Annotated in this window: 14 protein-coding genes; 3 read left to right on the top strand and 11 right to left on the bottom strand. The window is 60.5% G+C overall.

Annotated elements, in window-relative coordinates; all coding sequences use genetic code 11:
- Window positions 1-89 precede the first annotated feature (89 nt).
- The 3 genes from AC07YV_RS18480 to AC07YV_RS18490 form a co-directional block, all read right to left on the bottom strand.
- The gene (locus tag AC07YV_RS18480; protein WP_102700614.1) at window positions 90-1670 is read right to left on the bottom strand and encodes an aldehyde dehydrogenase (NADP(+)); all 1581 of its coding nucleotides are present in this window, start codon (window positions 1668-1670) and stop codon (window positions 90-92) included.
- Between the two features lie 10 nt (window positions 1671-1680).
- On the bottom strand, window positions 1681-2673 hold the full coding sequence (gene araD1, locus AC07YV_RS18485) for an AraD1 family protein (protein WP_102700613.1): 993 nt from the start codon (window positions 2671-2673) through the stop codon (window positions 1681-1683).
- Between the two features lie 144 nt (window positions 2674-2817).
- Window positions 2818-4140, bottom strand: coding sequence for an MFS transporter (locus AC07YV_RS18490; RefSeq protein WP_102700612.1), 1323 nt, complete (start codon window positions 4138-4140; stop codon window positions 2818-2820).
- A 194-nt stretch (window positions 4141-4334) separates the two neighbouring features.
- On the opposite strand from AC07YV_RS18490, the gene AC07YV_RS18495 reads away from it, so the two are divergent.
- Together AC07YV_RS18495 and AC07YV_RS18500 are read left to right on the top strand one after the other, a co-directional pair.
- Entirely contained in the window at window positions 4335-6071 is a 1737-nt protein-coding gene (locus AC07YV_RS18495) for an IlvD/Edd family dehydratase (protein WP_102700611.1), read from the top strand.
- A 185-nt stretch (window positions 6072-6256) separates the two neighbouring features.
- Window positions 6257-6976, top strand: coding sequence for a FadR/GntR family transcriptional regulator (locus AC07YV_RS18500; protein ID WP_156385876.1), 720 nt, complete (start codon window positions 6257-6259; stop codon window positions 6974-6976).
- A 147-nt stretch (window positions 6977-7123) separates the two neighbouring features.
- Here the strand turns inward: AC07YV_RS18500 and AC07YV_RS18505 are convergent, their stop codons facing one another.
- A complete protein-coding gene (locus AC07YV_RS18505; RefSeq protein ID WP_102700610.1) occupies window positions 7124-9508 on the bottom strand; it encodes an efflux RND transporter permease subunit in 2385 nt (794 codons plus the stop codon).
- A gap of 28 nt (window positions 9509-9536) precedes the next feature.
- Window positions 9537-10589 (bottom strand): WD40/YVTN/BNR-like repeat-containing protein, encoded by a 1053-nt coding sequence (locus tag AC07YV_RS18510; RefSeq protein ID WP_102700609.1) that lies wholly within the window; start codon window positions 10587-10589, stop codon window positions 9537-9539.
- Window positions 10590-10964: 375 nt separating this feature from the next.
- Between AC07YV_RS18510 and AC07YV_RS18515 the strand changes: the two genes are divergently transcribed.
- Window positions 10965-13172, top strand: coding sequence for a hypothetical protein (locus AC07YV_RS18515; RefSeq protein ID WP_146025376.1), 2208 nt, complete (start codon window positions 10965-10967; stop codon window positions 13170-13172).
- Between the two features lie 171 nt (window positions 13173-13343).
- On the opposite strand, the gene pepN is transcribed toward AC07YV_RS18515, so the two are convergent.
- The 6 genes from pepN to AC07YV_RS18545 are packed head-to-tail and all read right to left on the bottom strand — an operon-like array spanning window position 13344 to window position 19860.
- Entirely contained in the window at window positions 13344-16001 is a 2658-nt protein-coding gene (gene pepN / locus AC07YV_RS18520) for an aminopeptidase N (RefSeq protein ID WP_102700607.1), read from the bottom strand.
- A 10-nt stretch (window positions 16002-16011) separates the two neighbouring features.
- Window positions 16012-16842: a DUF2797 domain-containing protein gene (locus tag AC07YV_RS18525; protein WP_102700606.1), complete on the bottom strand. Its 831-nt coding sequence runs from the start codon at window positions 16840-16842 to the stop codon at window positions 16012-16014.
- Complete coding sequence (locus AC07YV_RS18530; RefSeq protein ID WP_007979148.1) at window positions 16839-17099, bottom strand: YeaC family protein; 261 nt, start codon at window positions 17097-17099, stop codon at window positions 16839-16841. The genes AC07YV_RS18525 and AC07YV_RS18530 overlap by 4 nt, the downstream gene beginning before the upstream one ends.
- Window positions 17100-17132: 33 nt before the next feature.
- Window positions 17133-18002 carry a rhomboid family intramembrane serine protease gene (locus AC07YV_RS18535; RefSeq protein WP_015095365.1) on the bottom strand — a complete coding sequence of 290 codons (870 nt, stop codon included), beginning with the start codon at window positions 18000-18002 and terminating at the stop codon, window positions 17133-17135.
- Window positions 17999-18973: a metallophosphoesterase gene (locus AC07YV_RS18540; protein WP_420849089.1), complete on the bottom strand. Its 975-nt coding sequence runs from the start codon at window positions 18971-18973 to the stop codon at window positions 17999-18001. The genes AC07YV_RS18535 and AC07YV_RS18540 overlap by 4 nt, the downstream gene beginning before the upstream one ends.
- Window positions 18970-19860, bottom strand: a complete 891-nt coding sequence (locus AC07YV_RS18545; RefSeq protein WP_008016128.1) for an NAD(+) kinase — start codon at window positions 19858-19860, stop codon at window positions 18970-18972. Before AC07YV_RS18545 ends, AC07YV_RS18540 begins: the two co-directional genes overlap by 4 nt.
- Window positions 19861-19934 lie beyond the last annotated feature (74 nt).

Below are 19934 nucleotides of genomic sequence, written 5' to 3' on the forward strand. Positions count from 1 at the left end.
CGCGAATGGGGGGTAACATTCAACATCTCTGTCGACTGACACTCCGCCTTCGCGAGCAAGCCCGCTCCCACAGGGATTGTGGCCAGCCGTTAGAGGGCCTCGCGCGATGGTTGCCCATCCACCAGTCGCTGGATGCGTAGCGGATTGCCGTTCTTCAGCGCGTCCGGCAGCAAACTGTCCGGGTAGTTCTGGAAACACACCGGGCGCAGGAAACGATCGATGGCCAGTGTGCCCACCGATGTACCGCGCGCATCGGACGTTGCCGGGTAAGGTCCGCCGTGGACCATCGAGTCGCAGACTTCCACGCCAGTGGGATAGCCATTGAGCAGGATTCGCCCAACCTTCTGCTCCAGCAATGCCGTCAGCCCGGCGAACTGCTCGAGGTCTTGCGGCTCGCCAATGACGGTGGCGGTCAATTGGCCGTGCAGACCGTTCAGGGCGGCCGTCAGTTGCGCCTGATCCGCGACCTCGACCACCACGGTGGTCGGCCCGAACACTTCCTCTTGCAGGACTTCATCGCGATCGAGCAGCAGGCGCGCATCGGCCTTGAACAGCTGCGGCTGGGCCTGATTGCCCTGTTGCGGATTGCCGGCCAGGTGTTCAATTCCCGGATGCGCCAGCAGTTTTTGCAAGCCTTGTCCGTAGCTGCCCAGGGTGCCGGCATTGAGCATGGTTTGCGCCGGCTGGTCGCCCATCAGCCCGGCCACTTGCTGCACAAAGGCACTGAACGACGCCGAGCGAATGCCGATCACCAGACCCGGATTGGTGCAGAACTGCCCGCAACCCTGCACCACCGAGGCCGTGAGGTCCCGGGCAACCGTGTCGGCCCGCACCTGCAATGCCTGGGGCAAGACGATCACCGGGTTGATGCTCGACATCTCGGCGAACACCGGAATCGGTTGCGCACGTGCCGCGGCCATGTCGCACAGGGCTCGCCCCCCCTTGAGCGAACCGGTGAACCCCACGGCCTGGATGGCCGGATGCTTGACCAGTGCCTCGCCGACACCCCCGCCGTAGATCATGTTGAACACACCGGCCGGCATACCCGTTTTTTCCGCAGCGCGAATGATCGCATCGGCCACCTGCTCGGCGGTGGCCATGTGGCCGCTATGGGCCTTGAACACCACCGGGCACCCGGCGGCCAGCGCCGAGGCGGTATCGCCACCGGCGGTGGAGAACGCCAGCGGAAAGTTGCTGGCACCAAACACCGCCACAGGTCCCAGGCCGATGCGGTACTGACGCAGGTCCGGACGCGGCAACGGCTGACGCTCCGGCAATGCCCGGTCGATTCGCGCGCCGTAGAAATCACCGCGACGCAGCACTTTGGCGAACAGGCGCATCTGTCCGCTGGTACGCCCACGCTCGCCTTGAATCCGGCCTGCGGGCAACGCCGTTTCACGGCAGACGACAGCGACAAAATCATCCCCGAGGGCGTCCAGTTCATCGGCGATGGCATCGAGAAACTGCGCCCGTCGCTCCGCGCTCAGGCTGCGATAGGCCGGATAGGCGTCCGCGGCAGCGTTGGCCGCCGCATCGACTTCCTGCGATGTCGCCTGAAAAAAATCGTGGGGCAAGGCCTCACCCGTGCTGGCATCGACACTCTGCAACTTGACGCTGCCGGCGGCGCTGCGTTGGCCGCCGATGTAGTTGTGACCAAGAATCCGGATCATGGGTAAGTCCTCAAAGTGTGCCGACGGTGCCGGGTTCGAAAGCCGCCGGGACCGGGGCGATGCCGTTGATCAATGGTGCGCCGAACTCGGCCTGGGTGATCTCGAACACGTCACCCGGTCGGGTGCGAATGCCGTCGGCAAAGGACAGGGTCGCGGTACCGAAGAAGTGAATGTGCACGTCCCCCGGGCGCAGGAACTGGCTGTACTTGAAATGATGGAATTCCAGGTTGGCGAGGCTGTGGCACATGTTCGCCTCGCCACTGAGGAACTCGTTCTGCCACAGCACTTCGCCGTTGCGCAGGATGCGGCTGGTGCCCGCCAGATGCTGCGGCAGCTCGCCCACCCGCAGTTCCGGGCCGTAGCTGCAGCTGCGCAGTTTCGAATGGGCCAGGTACAGGTAGTTCTTGCGCTCCATGACGTGGTCGGAGAACTCGTTGCCCACGGCAAACCCCAGGCGATACGGCTTGCCGTCGTGACCGATCACGTACAGGCCGGCGATCTCCGGTTCTTCACCGGCATCTTCGGCAAACGGCGGCAAGGGAAATGGCTGGCCAGGCCGGACGACGATGCTGCCATCGCCTTTGTAGAACCATTCCGGTTGCACGCCGGCTTCATCCGCCGCCGGCTTGCCACCCTCCACGCCCCATTTGAATATGCGCATGGTGTCGGTCATCGCGGTTTCGTCGCCGCTCTGCTGGTGCATCTTGTCCCGGGCCGACGCACTGCCCAGATGGGTCAGGCCCGTACCGCTGACCAGCATGTGCGCCGGGTCCGCATGATCCAGCGGCGGCAGGATGCGCCGTTGCGTCAGCAGATCGACATAGTCATGGCTGATGCCCAGCCCCAGGCTCTGCACCTGTTGTTCAAGGCTCGCGCCCGCCTCGATCGCCGCCAGTGCCAGGTCGCGTACAGTGCGCGCGTCCTGCACTTCACGGACCAGGCCGTTGTCGACCACACCGACACGGCGTTCGCCGTTACTCAATTCGAATTGAACCAAATGCATGAATTTCTCCTATTCCTTTAAAACACCGTAAATCCCTGTGGGAGCGAGCCTGCTCGCGATGGCTGTGTATCAGTCGCCATCAATGTTGAATGTGACGACCTCATCGCGAGCAAGCTCGCTCCCACAGTTGATGGGTGTTGGTCTTTAGGTACGGGTGGCCCCACGCGCACTCGCCGCAAACTCATCAGCCGGCAGGACATGTTTACGTTCCAGCAGGCGATAGACGACGCCAGTCAGAATCAGCCCGAACACCATCACGCCCGACAGGAAATACAGGCCCGAAGCCAGGTTGCCGGTGTATTCCTTGAGTGCGCCGATCACGAATGGGCCGAGGTAGCCGCCGAGGTTGCCCACCGAGTTGATCAAGGCGATCCCCGCCGCCGCACTGGCGCCGGCAAAGAAGCGGCCCGGCAAGGTCCAGAACACCGCCGTGCAGGAAAACAGGGCGAACGCCACCAGGCACAGCGCCGCCAGTTGCAGCACCGGCACCGACAGCCAGGCGCTGAGAAACAGGCCGATCGCACCCAGCACGTAAAGCACGGCGAGGTGGCCGTAGCGGTCATTCAAGCGGTCGGAACTGCGCGGAATGATCAGCAGGCCAACAATGCCGAAGATGTACGGCACCGCGGAAACGAAACCGGTCACCAGGTCGCTGCCGCCGAACTGCTTGATCAGGGTCGGCAACCATAAGCCGAGGCCATAGATGCTGAGGGTCACCGGCAGGTAGAACAGCGCCAACAGCAGGACGCGCTTGTCCTTGAGGGCGTGCAGCGGATTGCCGTGACGGGTCTGGCCATACGCGTCCAGGTCCTTTTTCAGCTCGCCGCTCAGCCAGTCTTTTTCCGCCTGGTCCATCCACTTCACTTGCTGCGGGCCGTCCGGCAACCAGCGCAGTACAGGCCAGGTCAGCAGGATCGCCGGGATGCCAATGACAATGAACAGCCACTGCCAGCCGTGCAGCCCGAGCACGCCGTCCATACCCAGCAGGCCGCCGGACACGGGGCCGGTGATCATCATCGCAATGGGTTGCGAGAGGATGAACAGCCCCAGGATCTTGCCGCGATGGCGCACCGGGAACCATTGGGTGATGTAGTACAGAACACCGGGAAAGAAACCGGCCTCGGCGGCGCCAAGCAAAAAGCGCATCACATAGAAACTGTTCGGCCCCTGGACGAAGGCCATGCCGATGGTGATGGCGCCCCAGGTGATCATGATCCGCGCAAACCAGCGCCGTGCGCCAAAGCGGTCGAGCATCAGGTTGCTGGGGATTTCCAGCAGGAAGTAGCCGATGAAGAACAGCCCGGCACCCAGTCCGTACGCCGCATCGCCCAGGCCGATGTCGGCGCCCATGTGCAGTTTGGCGAAGCCCACTGCGGAGCGGTCTACGTAGGCGATCAGGTACAGCAGGATCAGGAAGGGAATCAGTTTCAGCGTGATGCGACGGATAAGCCGCAGTTCCTGGCTCATGAGATCGGTCTCCAATTGTTGTTGTTATGGAACCTCGGGGGACGCCTCTCGCGAAAAATTCGCCAGGACCATCCCTCCGTTTGAGCGGACTATATAGTAATACTATTTACTCAACAACACTTCCAAACATCGCAATTTGAGCTTATGTTACGCCTCAGCTCGAACAATATAGTCATACAATAAGAGAACCGATCATGTCTGATAAGAAACCCACCCTGCGCTCCGCCCAATGGTTTGGCACGGCCGACAAGAACGGCTTCATGTACCGCAGCTGGATGAAGAATCAGGGCATCGCCGACCACCAGTTCCATGGCAAGCCGATCATCGGCATCTGCAACACCTGGTCGGAACTGACTCCGTGCAACGCGCATTTCCGCCAGATTGCCGAGCACGTCAAACGTGGCGTGATCGAGGCCGGCGGCTTCCCGGTGGAGTTCCCGGTGTTCTCCAACGGCGAATCCAACCTGCGTCCTACCGCCATGCTCACCCGTAACCTGGCGAGCATGGATGTGGAAGAAGCCATTCGCGGCAACCCGATCGATGGGGTGGTGCTGCTGACCGGTTGCGACAAAACCACCCCGGCACTGCTGATGGGCGCCGCCAGTTGCGACGTACCGGCCATCGTCGTCACTGGCGGGCCGATGCTCAACGGCAAGCACAAGGGCAAGGACATCGGCTCCGGCACCGTGGTCTGGCAACTCAGCGAACAGGTCAAGGCCGGCACCATCAGCATCGACGACTTCCTCGCGGCCGAGGGCGGCATGTCCCGCTCGGCCGGCACCTGCAACACCATGGGCACGGCCTCGACCATGGCCTGCATGGCCGAAGCACTCGGCACCTCCCTGCCCCACAACGCCGCGATCCCGGCCGTGGATGCGCGCCGTTATGTGTTGGCGCACATGTCCGGCATGCGTGCCGTGGAGATGGTGCATGAAGACTTGAAGCTATCGAAGATCCTCACCAGGGAAGCCTTTGAAAACGCCATTCGCGTCAACGCCGCTATCGGCGGTTCGACCAACGCGGTGATTCACCTCAAGGCCATCGCCGGGCGCATTGGCGTGGAGCTGGACCTCGACGACTGGACCCGTATCGGTCGCGGCATGCCGACCATCGTCGACCTGCAACCGTCGGGACGCTTCCTGATGGAGGAGTTCTATTACGCCGGTGGCTTGCCGGCAGTGCTGCGTCGCCTCGGCGAAGCCAACCTGATCCCGAACCCGAATGCCCTGACCGTCAACGGCAAAACCATCGGCGAGAACACCAAAGACGCGCCGATTTATGGCGAGGACGAAGTGATCCGCACCCTCGACAACCCGATCCGCGCCGATGGCGGCATCTGTGTCTTGCGCGGCAACCTGGCACCGCTGGGCGCCGTGCTCAAGCCGTCCGCCGCCACGCCGGCACTGATGCAGCATCGCGGTCGCGCGGTGGTGTTCGAGAACTTCGACATGTACAAGGCGCGGATCAACGACCCGGAACTGGACGTGGATGCCAACTCGATCCTGGTGATGAAGAACTGCGGGCCGAAGGGTTATCCGGGCATGGCCGAAGTGGGCAACATGGGTTTGCCAGCCAAGCTGCTGGCCCAGGGTGTGACCGACATGGTGCGCATTTCCGATGCGCGCATGAGCGGCACCGCGTACGGCACTGTTGTCCTCCACGTAGCCCCCGAAGCCGCTGCCGGTGGACCGCTGGCCGCAGTGAAAGAAGGCGACTGGATCGAACTCGATTGCGCCAGCGGCCGTTTGCACCTGGATATTCCCGACGCCGAACTGGCCGCGCGCATGGCCGACCTGCAACCGCCGCAGAATCTGATCGTCGGGGGATATCGTCAGCTGTACATCGACCATGTGCTGCAAGCGGACCAGGGTTGCGACTTCGACTTCCTGGTCGGTTGCCGTGGGGCTGAAGTGCCCCGTCACTCCCACTGATCACCTCCGTCCCCTGTGGGAGCGGGCTTGCTCGCGAAAGCGGAGTGTCAGCCTACGCATATGTTGCCTGACCCACTGCTTTCGCGAGCAAGCCCGCTCCCACATTTGATCTACGCCCGCCTCAAGTTCGTGCCGCGCCTGCTATCATGCGCGACACCTATTCGCACAGGACCGCGCCGTTCCCCATGGATTACCGCAAACCCTCCGACCGCAAAAGCATGCACTCGCGCATCGTCCAGGAACTGGGCATGCAGATCGTCTCGGGACGTTTCCTGCCGGACGACAAACTGCCGGCCGAAGCGCTGTTGTGCGAAGAATATGCGGTCAGCCGGCCGGTGCTGCGCGAAGCCACCCGAGTATTGGTTGCCAAGGGCCTGGTGTATTCCCGCCCGCGCGTGGGGACCGTGGTCAAGCCGCGCAAGGACTGGCACATGCTCGATCCGGACGTGCTGCACTGGTTGATGCAGAGCAGTCCGCAGAACCAGTTTTTCGACCTGCTGACCAGTGTACGCAGCATCATCGAACCGGCCGCTGCCGCCCTCGCCGCGCAATTCGCCACCGAGGCGGACATCGCGTCCATCGGTGAGGCCTACCAGCGCATGGAAGCCGCGCCGACACCGGAGGCGCTGTTGCAGCCGGACCTGGACTTCCACAGCCGCATCGCCGACGCCACGCACAACGACTTGCTGGCCAACCTGTGCAACATGCTCTCGGTGGCCATCGCCGAAGCCTTGAAGCATTCGAACCAGCGACCGAACCTGCATGAACTGGCGCTGCCGCGGCACAAGGCAATCCTGACCGCCATTGAAAACCGTGATGCTCTGGGCGCCCGGCATGCAACGCTGGTGCAGCTGGATGATGCGCGCAGTGCGTTGAATGTGGTGTTGGGTAGCGATCCGTCGTAGAGCAACGTCAAAAGATCGCAGCCTGCGGCAGCTCCTACAGGTGTACACCATTCCCCTGTAGGAGCTGCCGAAGGCTGCGATCTTTTGATCTTCAACGCACACAAAAAAGCCGCAACCAAGGTTGCGGCTTTTTCATTTCAACATGGATCAGTGAGCAAACAACGAATTACCCTTCTGCCCCGCCAGTTTCTCCGGCTTGATCAGGAACCGCGCCAGTGCCGGCAACAGCCACAGCGCACCGAACATGTTCCACAGCAGCATGAAGGTCAGCATCAGACCCATGTCGGCCTGGAACTTGATGGCCGAGAAGATCCAGGTGCACACGCCGATCGCCAGGCACAGACCAGTGAACAGCACGGCCTTGCCAGTGGACTTCAGCGTCTGGTAGTACGCCTCTTGCAGCGGCAGGCCGGCACGCAGGAAGCTTTCCAGGCGGCTATAGATGTAGATGCCGTAGTCCACGCCAATCCCCACCCCGAGCGCCACGACCGGCAAGGTCGCCACTTTCACGCCGATGCCCATGAAGGCCATCAGCGCGTTGCCGAGTACCGAGGTCAGCACCAGCGGCAGCACGATGCACAAGGTCGCCGCCCACGAGCGGAAGGTGATCATGCACATGACCGCCACGCAGATGTACACCAGGATCAGGATGGTCAGCTCGGACTTCTTGATCACCTCGTTGGTGGCCGCCTCGATCCCGGCGTTACCGGCAGCGAGGATGAACTCCAGGCCGTCCTTGTTGTTTTCCTTGGCGAACTCCTGCACCGCATGCACCGCGCGATCCAGGGTTTCGGCCTTGTGATCGTTGAGGAACACCAGCACCGGCGCCAGGGAGCAGCTGTTGTTGTACAGGCCGTCGGCGCGGGCAATGGAGTTGTTCAGCACATCAGGGTTACGCGACAGGGTTTCCCATTTCAGGTTGCCTTCGTTCATGCCCTTGATCATTTGCTTGGACACGGTCACCAGGGAAATCGCCGACTGCACGCCCTCGGTGTTCTGCATCTTCCACATCAGCTCGTCGATCGGCGCCATGGCTTCGTAGCGCGAGCAACCTTCGGACTTGGTCTTGACCATCACCACCAGCACGTCGGAACTGGTGGAATAGTTGTTGATGATGAAGTTGTTGTCCTTGTTGTAGCGCGAGTCCGGACGCAGCTCCGGGGCACCCTGGTCGAGGTCGCCGATTTTCAGGTTCTGGCTGTACCACAGGCCGCCGCCGAAGGCGATCAGCGCCAGCAGAATGGAAACCGGCGCGACTTTGGCGCTGGCGAAATTCGCCAGCAGGCGCCAGAACGGATGTTCGCGGGTGGCGTCTTTCTTGCTGCGGGCCACGGCACGCTTGCTGATGCCGACATAGGAAATCGCCACCGGCAACAGGATCAGGTTGGTGAACACGATCACCGCCACACCGATGGATGCGCCGATGGCCAGCTCGCGGATCACGCCGATATCGATGATCAGCAGCGTGATGAAACCCACGGCATCGGCGAGGATCGCGATCATCCCCGGCAGGAACAATTGACGGAAGGTGCGACGCGCCGCCGTCAGGGCGTTTTCCGCTTCACTCGATTGCAGGGCGATCCCGTTGATCTTCTGCACGCCGTGGGAAATACCGATGGCGAAGATCAGGAACGGCACCAGCATCGAATAGGGGTCGAGCCCGAAGCCGAAGAAGTGCATCAGGCCCAGCTGCCAGATCACGGCCACCAGCGTCGTGCTCAACACGGCGACGGTACTGCGCAGGCAGTTGGTGAACCACAGCAGGAGGATCAGGGTGATGACGAAGGCGATGCCGAAGAACATCACGACCATCACCAGGCCATCGATCAGGTCACCGACCTTCTTGGCGAAACCGACGATGTGGATCTTCACATTCGGGTTCTGCGCTTCGAACTTGGTGCGGATCTTGTCTTCAAGCTCGTGGGAGAACTTGCGGTAGTCCAGCGCCAGCAGCTTGCCCTGGTCCTGCGGGTCCGGGTAGGACTCCAGCAACGGAATGTCGACGATGCTCGATTTGAAATCGTTGGACACCAGGCGCCCGACCTGACCGGACTTGAGCACGTTGTTGCGCAGCAGATCGAGGCTGGCCTGGGAGCCGTTGTAGCTCTGCGGAATCACTTCACCGCCGGCGAAGCCCTCTTCCGTCACTTCGGTCCAGCGAATGCTGGGACTCCACAGCGATTTCAGACCGGAACGGTCGACACCGGAGATGTAGAACACCTCGTCGTTGATCTGACGCAGGGTCTCCATGTACTCCTTGGAAAAGATGTCGCCATCGGTGGCTTCCACCGAGATCCGCACGGTGTTGCCCAGGTTCGCCAGATCGTTGCGGTGCTCCATCATCTTCTGGATGAAGGGATGCTCCAGCGGGATCATCTTTTCGAAGCTGGTGGACGGACGGATCAGCGTCGCCTGCCAGAACAGGAAAATACTGACCAGCAGGCAGATCGTGATCACTGCCGGACGGTTGTTGAAGATCAGGCGCTCGAGGAACGTCGCCTTGTCCTGGTGATGCGTACTCAAGGAAGTCATAGCTCCGCCTTCTTATTATTAACCCGGCTCATTTGCCCGACTCGGTGCCGTTTGGCGAGGTGACGCGAACGCCGCCCTGCCCGGCCAGAACCAGATTGCCATTGCCTGCCGCCGTCACTGCCGAGACCGAAATACGGTCCGGACGGTTGACCACCTTGAAGGTTTCGCCATTGTCACTGCTGCGAATCACCGAACCGCCGTTGCCGACGATCACGATGGAACCATCGTCGAGCAGCGTGCCGCCGGAAAGCCCGAACTCCAGGTCGCCGCGCTCAGCCTTGAGCTCGACTTGCTCCCAGGTGCTGCCGAAATCCGTGGAGCGATAAAGGTTGCCGCGCAGTCCGTAGGCCAGCAGCGTATTAGCCTGCGCCGTGCCGATCACGCCAAACAGCGAACCTTCGTACGGACCTTCGAGCTTCTCCCAGGTCTGGCCCCAATCAGCGGAGCGGAACATGCTGCCCTGCTCGCCGACAATGAACAGCCCGGCGTCCTTGACCGCGGCAATCGCGTTCAGGTGGTACTGGTCTTCGTTGTCCAGGCGGTCGCTGGCGTCTTCCCAATGTTTGCCACCGTCGGTGGTTTCCATCAGCGAGCCATAAGCGCCCACGGCAAAGCCGCTGTCGACGTCCTTGAACCAGACATCGAGCAGCGGCGATTCACGATTGAGGTCTTCGAATTGCTTGGTCCAGGTCACGCCGCCGTCTTCGCTGGCGAGGATCTGCGCGTCATGGCCGACGGCCCAGCCATGCTTGTCATCGACAAAGAACACCGACGTCAGCAGGGCCCGGGTCGGAACCTTGGCCTGGGTCCAGGTCGCGCCCTGGTCATCGGAATACAGGATGTGCCCACGATCCCCGACCGCCACCAGGCGCTTGCCGGCGTGGACGACATCGAGCATCAGGCTTTTGGCAGCCTTGGCCGATTCAATGGAATAAACAACATCGGATGCTGGCGCCGCCGCGGCCAGCACAGGTGCCGACAGCATGGCAGAGCCCAACAGCGAGAGCGCTGTAGCCAGCAACGCTAATTTGCGCAGTGCCGGCGGGCGGCAGATACCCACACCCATGACAGGCTCACTCATAGACCTTCTCCCATTATTATTGTTAGGTCGTTCAACCTTTCTGGGCGCCGCAAGGGTGCGTGTCCGGACCGGCTGTTTCAGAGCATAGTCCTGAAACCCGCCATCCAGAGCCCCTTCGGAAGCTGGCCTATCCTATCGGTGTTTTTTAATGTCTGACAATCGACGCCACGTTATGTTTTGTTAACCGAGGGGGGATGCGGCCCGGGTGAATGGTCGGGTATTGCCGAGGGTGATCGAGTTGTTCATGGACGGTCTATACCGGTGTTTGGCTGATTCATGTAGCCAGGCGAATTGTAACCATGAGCGTTTTTTGTCAGAAACCGACTGGCCGCCCCCTTATGGTGGTACGCATTGACTCCCCATGGACGGCAAAAAATGCCTTCACCCCCAAACGGCGCAATCGGCGCAAGCGGCCGCACATCCAGCAGCCGTCCCGCAAACGACAACCCTCCAAAAAACCAAACACCCCTTGCAACAGCGGTGAAACTCGTTACCCAGGGACCATCGGTATTAGTGTCGCCCGTGCAACCACTCAAGACGGGGTTGCCGGAAAATCTGGATGGCAAGAGCCCCAGATCGATTGCCAGCGGCGACAAGCAGACAGCTGGCAGACATAGAACTGCTGCCTTGCGTGCAGAAAAAGCCAAAAGATCTGCTGCGCTGGAGACCAAAAAACAACAGTTCAACGCCCATCGCCCGACGCAGAAGGCAGCGTTCGCCAAAGTCGTTGCTGCCAGAAAAGATTTTGAGTTGAAAAGGGAAAAACTTGTTTGCGCTTTCAATAGCCTGGAGGTCGCATCGCCTGCGGGCAAGGACCAGGCAGCACCGGAATATAAATATGAAGAGGCGCTTAACGATACCAAAGTAGCCCACGACGTATTCGAAGTCGCCATGCGCAAGTGGAAACAGTGCCTGGACAATGCCAAGCCGGTGCGACAGGAGTGGATTAATGCCCTGAATCATGTTCGAGAAATTGACACTGACACCGCTCACGAAAACGATCTGCGGAAAACATTGATCGATGCAGCCACTGAGCAGATGTTGTGTAATAGTTTGCTGAGCAAACAGGGTCGCGACCTGCAAGTTACCTCCGAAGGTGAAAGCATAGACAAGCTGTTATCGCGGGTGAAGATCGAAATGGACCGTGGCGAGTCCGCTGCTTACGAAAATTTGATGGCACAGCAGAAAAAAGAAATAGACAAATTAAAAGAGTTGTTAGTGGGGACGATCCAACTAGAAACGATGCTTGAGGAAATACCTCGGCTGACGAAGTCCCACGCCCATGATAAAACTCTGAGGATGGTGTCAAGCTTGCATGACTCCAGCAGTGTGAAGTTATGCATGCTGCCCCGCTACAAAAACTTGATACTAAACCACCACCGCCCGATCGATGATCTGACCGAGCTTAACTTCCTCAAGCAATTAGTTGGAAACGAACTGCACTCTGCGGTCAGGGCGCACATTGAGATGCGCAACAATCGGGGCACCCCCCCGGAAAACAAAATCTCGACGTACGAGAATGCGCTCAATCAGTATGAAACCTATGCCCACGCCATTCGCTCACTCAAGGAAATGGGCTCAACTCAAATCCGCATGGAATATCAGGAGCCCTTTCAACAATGTCTCGAAGAGGCTCGCGTCATTGCCGAAAAAGATCTGGCCGCTGCGATCCTAGAGGTCGAAGAAGTCATGGTATTGCCCCGCTCGTCACTGCCGTTGAAACACAAGCCGGAAGAAACACGCAACTTAAAGTTGCTCAATAAAGGCGCTTTGACCAAGAAAACTGAAGTTCGAAAGCCCAAAGTGGAACACGAAGCCATCGAGACTCGTACCCCTCAATCCGGCGAAATCGCAAATACCCGGCAAGAGAGTCCATCGAAAAGTGACTACGCCGAAATTGAGCAAACACTAGCTATCGCGCCAAAACCGGTCTATCGGTCTGCGACAACCATTATCGCGGCAGGTAACAAACTGCTACTCGATCGCGCAAAACGCGAAGCAAAGATTCAACGCGAAATTAAACAGCTGAATGACCCTTCGCTGCGCGAAGAAAAGCGTCCTGCGGAATGGAACACCTTGCTGGAGCAGCTCGCCGAACAACTGGAATCAATCATTGACGAACTTGTTCTCGTCAAAAGCGAAGACCCGAAAACATCGGCAGTCATCGAAGCGTTTCGTACTGAAGCAAAAGATTTGAAGTCTACAGGTCTGAAGTACCGCAATGCCGGATACAAAAGGCAGGCGCCGACGGCGGAGAAGCTTCTAGTCTTGTGGCAATGTGAAGAGCTGAGTATCGAACCACTGAAAAACCGCCAAGCCACGAACGCAAGGGACTTTCTCACAGAGTTTGCCATCAGGGATAAACACTCCGGCGAAGTCCTGTGGTATGCGCACTTTCACTATGCCAACAGCACCGATCCAGACTTGGCCTATGTCGCTGGCCACTTGAAGCGCGCGGATCAACGTTCCATCGGGTTCAAGACACAGCTCAAACAGTCGCAGGAAGACACGCAAGTGGTGCGCGTCTGGCGAAGCAAGGTGCCTACCGAAATAGCCAGGCAACTATTCTTTAAAACCTCTTGAATGTTTTCAAGGCACCACTCCGCAAACAAGTTCGCGGCGTGGTTGCTTCCCAGGCACCGAAACTTCCGCAGAGATGATGTCAACGCCTGCTGGAATCGAACATCCCTTGTGGGAACGAGCCTGCTCGCGAAGCAAGCACCGCGCAGTGCCTGGCACTGCGCGGTATCAGGATCAAGCCAGGCTTTTGCTGACCACCTCAAACACATCACTGGACAACTGCCCCGAAGCCCGAATCCGCTCCAGCTCCCCCTTCATCAAAGCCTGCCGAGCACCGTCATACTTGCGCCAGCGCGTCAAAGGCGCCAACTGCCGAGAAGCAATCTGCGGATTGAACCCGTTCAGCTCAATCACCAGATCCGCCAGGAAGCGATACCCGGAACCATCCGCCGCATGGAAGTTGATCAGGTTCTGCCCGGCAAACGCGCCGATCAACGCCCGCACCTTGTTCGGGTTCTTGATGTTGAACGCCGGGTGCTGCATCAACGCCTTGACCCGTGCCAGCCCGCCCGGCAACACGCTGCCGGCCTGGACACTGAACCACTGGTCCATGACCAGCGGGTTGTCCTTGAAGTGCTCGGCGAAACTGGCCAGCGCCTTGGCCTTCTCGGCCTCGAACGGCGAATTGACCAACACGGCGAGTGCCGTCAGGCGCTCGGTCATGTTGTCGCAGGCGTCGAACTGCTCCAGCGTCGCCGCCAGAACCTCCGGCTTGCCGCTGAGCATCAGGTACGACAGCGCGATGTTCTGCAAGGCGCGACGGGCAAAATGTTCGGCCTCGGCCACGTACGGTGTTTGCTTCGAAAGTTCGCGGTTGGCCTGGTAACGCAGCCACAAGCCCTCGAACAACGCGTCAGCCAGTTGCTTGCGGGCAAACTCGCGGGCGCTGTGAATCGCTTCGACGTCCGCCACTTCGCTGATTTCGGTCAGGTACGCTTCGCTTGGCAGCGAGAGCATTTCGGCGACCATGGCCTGATCCAGCGACGCGTCCGAGAGCACCGTGCGCAGCGCCGACACCAGACGCTGATCGAGCACCAGGGCTTCGCCCTTCTGCTGCTGGGCGATCAATTCCTGCAGCACCTGCACCGACAGTTGCTGGCCGGCATCCCAGCGGTTGAAGCCGTCGCTGTCGTGCTGCATCAGGAACATCAACTGGTCGCGGTTGTACGGGAAGCTCAGTTTCACCGGTGCCGAGAAACCACGCAGCAGCGAAGGCAGCGGCTGTTCGGCGATGTCGACGAAGGTGAAGGTCTGCTCGGCTTCGGTCACCGAGATCACTCGGGAAGTGCCTTGGGCCGACGCCTCTCCGGCAAGACGCAGGGCAATCTCGCCACCCTTGCTATCGAGCAGCCCCAGCTCGACCGGGATCACGAACGGCAGTTTTTCAACCTTGTCCGGGGTTTCCGGGCAGCTCTGGCGGAAGGTCAGGCTGTAGGTTTTCGCCGCGGCATCAAAGGACTCGCTCACCGCCAGTCGCGGTGTACCGGCCTGGCTGTACCAGCGCTTGAACTGGGTCAGGTCGACGCCATTGGCATCTTCCATGGCCTTGATGAAGTCATCGCAGGTCACGGCCTGGCCGTCATGGCGTTCGAAGTACAGGTCGCTGCCTTTGCGGAAGCCTTCGGCGCCGAGCAGGGTGTGGATCATGCCGACCACTTCCGAGCCCTTTTCGTACACGGTCAGGGTGTAGAAGTTGGAAATCTCGATGAAGCTGTCCGGGCGCACGGCGTGAGCCATGGGGCCGGCGTCTTCGGCGAACTGGTGGGTGCGCAGGTACGCCACGTCCTGGATGCGCTTGACCGTGGCCGAGTTCATGTCCGAGGAGAACCCGGCATCGCGGAACACGGTGAAGCCTTCCTTGAGCGACAGCTGGAACCAGTCGCGGCAGGTCACGCGGTTGCCCGACCAGTTGTGGAAGTATTCGTGGGCGACGATCGCCTCGACCCGCTGGTGCGCGGCGTCGGTGGCGGTGTCGGCCTTGGCCAGCACGGCGCTGGAGTTGAAGATGTTGAGGCCCTTGTTCTCCATGGCGCCCATGTTGAAGTCGTTCACGGCAACGATCATGAAGATGTCCAGGTCGTACTCGCGACCGTAGACCTCTTCGTCCCAGCGCATGGACTTCTTCAGGCTGTTCATGGCGTGCTGGCATTTGTCGATGTTTTCCGGCTCGACGTAAATGCGTAGCGCTACGTTGCGCTCGCTCATGGTGGTGAAGCTGTCTTCGACGCACCACAGGTCACCGGCCACCAGTGCAAACAGGTACGCCGGTTTCTTGAACGGGTCTTCCCAGGTCGCCCAGTGCCGGCCGTCTTCGCCGGGGCCGGAAGCGATCGGGTTGCCGTTGGACAGCAGCACCGGATAGCTGTGCTGCTCGGCGACGACCGTGGTGGTGAATGTGCTCATCACGTCCGGGCGGTCGAGGTAATAGGTGATCTTGCGGAAGCCTTCGGCCTCGCACTGGGTGCAGAACATCGTGCCGGACTTGTACAGGCCTTCCAGTGCGGTGTTGGTTTCCGGATGGATCCTGACGCTGGTATCGACCGTGAAGGTCGCGCTGGTCGGGTGCAGGGTCAGGTGATTCTCGGTCAGCTGATACTGTGCCTCGGAAAGCTCCTGGTCGGCCAGGGTGACCGACAGCAGTTCCAGCTGCTGGCCGTCCAGCACCAGCGGCGGCAGCCCCGGGCCACGCTCGGGGTTACGGCGCATCACCAGTTGCGCATGGACCAGGCTGTGGTCCTCGTACAACTCGAAGGTCAGGTGTGTTTCGTCGATCAGGTACTCGGGCGCCTGATAGTCCTTGAGGTAGATCATCTTCGGTTGTTCGGTGCGCATGCTGGAGTCCTTACTGATGCACGGCGAGCTGGTAAGCCGTGTATTTACGAATGTTGATCACGCCGGTGTCGAAGATCAGGTATTGGCCCTTGACCCCCATCAGCGTGCCTTCGGCAATCGGGTTCTTGTCCAGGTTGAAGCTGACAATCTTCGCCGGGTATTGCTCGACCGGGTAGCGGATTTCCAGCGGTTCGACGCCGGTAACCGTCTGGATCGCCTGCAAGCCGAATCGTTCCTGCAACCCTTGCAAGCCTTCGGCGCAGCTGTCGAACAGTTGATCGCGAACCTCGGCCAGGTTCACCGCCGCCGCATCGCCCTTGAGTAAAGCACGCCAGTTGGTCTTGTCCGCCACCTGGCTGCGAAACAGATCCTCGACGAAACCCGACTGCTGCCGGGTCGATACGCGCACGATCGGCAAGGCCTGGCTCGCCCCCTGGTCGAGCCAGCGGGTCGGCAACTGGGTGGCACGGGTAATCCCGACTTTCACCCCCGACGAGTTGGCCAGGTACACCACGTGATCGGTCATGCAGAACGTCTCGCCCCACTCCGGCTCCCGGCAGGTGCCGGCGTCGAAGTGGCAGCGCTCCGGGCTCATGATGCACACGTCGCACTGGGCCAGCTTGGTCATGCACGGGTAGCAGTAACCCTGGCTGAAGCTGGTCTTGGTCTTGCGTCCGCAATGGGTGCAGTGGATCGCCCCCAGGTATTCCAGGCGCACCGTGGTGCCGATCAACGGATTGACCGGGACCTCGGTTTCGCCCAGACGGAAAGCGTATTGCACGTTCGGCCCGTCAAGGCGTGCCGACATTTTGCTGATTGCACCGCGACCAATCTCGATCAATGGATGGCATCCGACTTGAACAGGATGTTCGGCACTTCGATCGACTTCGAGGCGCATTCCTGCGGCCCCATGTAGCCGGTACGCTGGTCCTCGGGCAGGTTCTGGATTTCCCAGGCGATCATCGCCTGCAGCGACAGCTCGCGTTGTTCGGCGGTGAGCTTGCCACCGTCGGACCATTTGCCGATTTCCACGGCCAGTTTCAGGCTCTCGTAGATATCGGGGGTGATGTTCTGGATCATTTCGTTAAAAGAGGACATTGGGTCTCCGTCTCTTTATTGCATGTTCTTGAATTAGGCGGCCAGTTTACGGCGGTTATACAAACCGCCCAACAAACCGGTGAAGCATCCGATGAGTAACCCGCTGACGTGGGCCGCGTTGGCGATTTCGCCGAAGCCGATCATCGAGACCAGCCCGGACAGGCACAGCAGCAACCACACCAGCATCATCACCAGCACGCCGCGCGGCAGGCGATAAGCCGGGTTCGGCGCCAGCAACTGGAAGATCCAGCAATGCCCGAGCAGGCCGTACAGTACGCCGGACAGGCCACCGAACAAGGTCGGGCCACTGAAGTAGTACTGGGCGTAGTTGGACACCAGGCTGAACAGCAGGGTCAGGCCGATCAGGTTGATGCTGCCCTGGCGCGACTCGATGCGCCGCCCCAGCTCCCAGTACCACATGCCGTTCATCGCCAGGTGCAGGATGCCGAAGTGGATCAGCATCGGCGTGAACAGGCGCCACCACTGCCCCGCCGCCAGGCTGTCGGCCAGCGGTGTGAAATGGATGTATTCGCCGACTACGCGAAATTCGAGGAAGGTCAACCAGCGCATGGTTTCCAGGTTGTCACCGAGCAAGGTGATGGCACCGACGATGAGGCTCAGCAGCAACACCAGCGCAGTGGCCCTGGCATATTTCAATTGTTCGACAAAGCCCGGGCGCTTGATGGTCTGCGCCACCGGTATGTCCAGTTGCTGGTCGGGATCGCCCGCCGGAAACCGTTCGTACAGCGCGCGCACGTCTTCACTGATGTTGTCCGGCACCCACAGCACTTGCTCGCCCGCTTCTTCGCTGACCCGATGGGGCACTTGCATGCGCTTGAGCAGGGTGACGAACCCGCTCAAGTCCACCGCCAGGGGCAGACGCAATACCGCTACAGCACTCATTGCAGCACCTCCGGCCGCTCGACATCGACCCAGACGAATTTATCCGGATCGAGGCGGGTTTCCTGATCCAGTCGATAGGCAACCAGTTTGCCGTAGAGCACTGCGCTGTAATCCAGGCAGGCCAGGTTCGGGCGGATCGGTGCCGGCTTGCCGCTGCGCCAGTAATGGCCGACGAACAACAACGGCTCATCGATGCCATAGCGCAGCAGGCTGTTCTTTTCAGTGGACGTCAGCGGCGTCCGCGCCACGGGCTCAGGCAGCGCGTCCGGCTGGAACACGATGTCGCCGTAGGTTTTCGGATCGTCTTCCCAGAACTTGGTGCGGAAGAACGAACGCACCAGGCCGTCGCCGCTGGTCATGGTCAGGCCATGGGGCAAGCGCATGTCGGTGCCGCGCAGCAGGCGATCGAACACGGTGCAGGCAAACGAACCCGACTCCGCCGATGCCTGGAGAAAATGCTCGTCGACGCAACCGTTGGGGAACAACGCCCGCAGCGGCTCGATCAGCCCGGCATCCCAGCAGGCGTGGACCACGCGAAAGCGCCCGGCATCGACAAACAGCGGCAGCTCATAGAACCATTGCTGGAAGTCGTGCCAGTCAGCCGGATGGCCTTCGAACTGGGTCAGGGTTTCTTGCAGCAGGCGAGCATGGCGCGGCGTGTGCTCGCGCACGAACTGCTTGCCGCTGCCGGGCAGCGCCGGTGTGCTCCAGCCCAGCGCATTGAACTCATGGTTGCCCATGATGCACAGCGCCTGACCGGCCTCGACCATGTCGTGGACGATGTGCAGCGCCTCGCGAATCCGCGGGCCGCGGTCGATGATATCGCCGACGAACACCGCCATGCGCGAAGCATGCCGCCAGACGCCACCCTGTTTGTGATAACCGAGTCGGTCGAGCAAGTGCTCCAGGGTCAGGGCGCAACCGTGCACGTCACCGATCAGGTCGTAGCTACGCGCGGGATCGAGCATCAGTCGCCTCCACCCCCCAGCTTGCTGCCCCAGCCGAGCTTGGTCCGGCAGACTTCGTAGTAGTTGTGGTCGAGCGGGTGAATCAGCCGCAGTTTCTGGGCTTTTTTGCTGACGGTAATGGTGTCGCCGGGCGCGCAGGTGAAGTGGTTCTGCCCGTCGCACGAGACTTGCGGGTAAATCTGCATATCCTTGGACACGACGATTTTCAGCTCACTGTTGCCATCGACCACGATCGGTCTACCCGACAAGGTATGGGGGTACATCGGCACAATAACAATAGCGTCGAGCTTGGGGTGCATGATCGGCCCGCCGGCAGACAATGCGTAGGCGGTGGAACCGGTCGGCGTGGCGACGATCAGGCCGTCGGCCTTCTGGCTGCAGACGAACTGGCCGTCGATGTACAGCTCGAATTCGATCATTCGCGTGGATTTGCCGGGGTGCAGCACGACGTCGTTCAGGGCATCGCCCTGGCCGATCGCCTCACCATGGCGGCGGACTTCGGCCTGCAGCAGGAAGCGGTTTTCCACCAGATAGTGGCCATCCAGCACTTCGGCGACCTTGGTTTCCAGCTCGTCGGGGCGGATGTCGGTGAGGAACCCCAGGCTGCCCCGGTTGATACCGAGCACCGGAATATTGTGTTTGGCCAATGCCCGGGCAGCACCGAGCAGGCTGCCGTCACCACCGACCACGATGACCATGTCGCAGACTTCGCCGAGCATCTTGCGCGACGAGGTTTGCAGGCCGTGCCCTGGCAGCACTTCGGCGATGGTGTCTTCGAGGATCACGTGCAGGTGACGATCGAGCAGAAACCGTTTCAGTCGGCGGACGGTATCCAGCACCTGGGAACTGCCCAGGCGACCGATGATGCCGATATTGCGAAATTGCTCCATGGGGCTCCTGCGGGGATCTGTGTGGCGGCGAAAACCACGATTATGGGCGAAAGCGGCCCGTAGACAAAATCCTT

It is taken from the genome of Pseudomonas sp. GW456-E7, from assembly GCF_059424105.1.

Bases quoted from the DNA above. Each gene is read 5' to 3' on its own strand.
- araD1 (WP_102700613.1), bottom strand. From the start codon at position 2,673: ATGCATTTGGTTCAATTCGAATTGAGTAACGGCGAACGCCGTGTCGGT.
- AC07YV_RS18490 (WP_102700612.1), bottom strand. From the start codon at position 4,140: ATGAGCCAGGAACTGCGGCTTATCCGTCGCATCACGCTGAAACTGATT.
- AC07YV_RS18535 (WP_015095365.1), bottom strand. From the start codon at position 18,002: ATGAGTGCTGTAGCGGTATTGCGTCTGCCCCTGGCGGTGGACTTGAGC.
- pepN (WP_102700607.1), bottom strand. From the start codon at position 16,001: ATGCGCACCGAACAACCGAAGATGATCTACCTCAAGGACTATCAGGCG.
- AC07YV_RS18480 (WP_102700614.1), bottom strand. From the start codon at position 1,670: ATGATCCGGATTCTTGGTCACAACTACATCGGCGGCCAACGCAGCGCC.
- AC07YV_RS18515 (WP_146025376.1), top strand. From the start codon at position 10,965: ATGCCTTCACCCCCAAACGGCGCAATCGGCGCAAGCGGCCGCACATCC.
- AC07YV_RS18510 (WP_102700609.1), bottom strand. From the start codon at position 10,589: ATGAGTGAGCCTGTCATGGGTGTGGGTATCTGCCGCCCGCCGGCACTG.
- AC07YV_RS18500 (WP_156385876.1), top strand. From the start codon at position 6,257: ATGGATTACCGCAAACCCTCCGACCGCAAAAGCATGCACTCGCGCATC.
- AC07YV_RS18505 (WP_102700610.1), bottom strand. From the start codon at position 9,508: ATGACTTCCTTGAGTACGCATCACCAGGACAAGGCGACGTTCCTCGAG.
- AC07YV_RS18530 (WP_007979148.1), bottom strand. From the start codon at position 17,099: ATGTCCTCTTTTAACGAAATGATCCAGAACATCACCCCCGATATCTAC.
- AC07YV_RS18545 (WP_008016128.1), bottom strand. From the start codon at position 19,860: ATGGAGCAATTTCGCAATATCGGCATCATCGGTCGCCTGGGCAGTTCC.
- AC07YV_RS18495 (WP_102700611.1), top strand. From the start codon at position 4,335: ATGTCTGATAAGAAACCCACCCTGCGCTCCGCCCAATGGTTTGGCACG.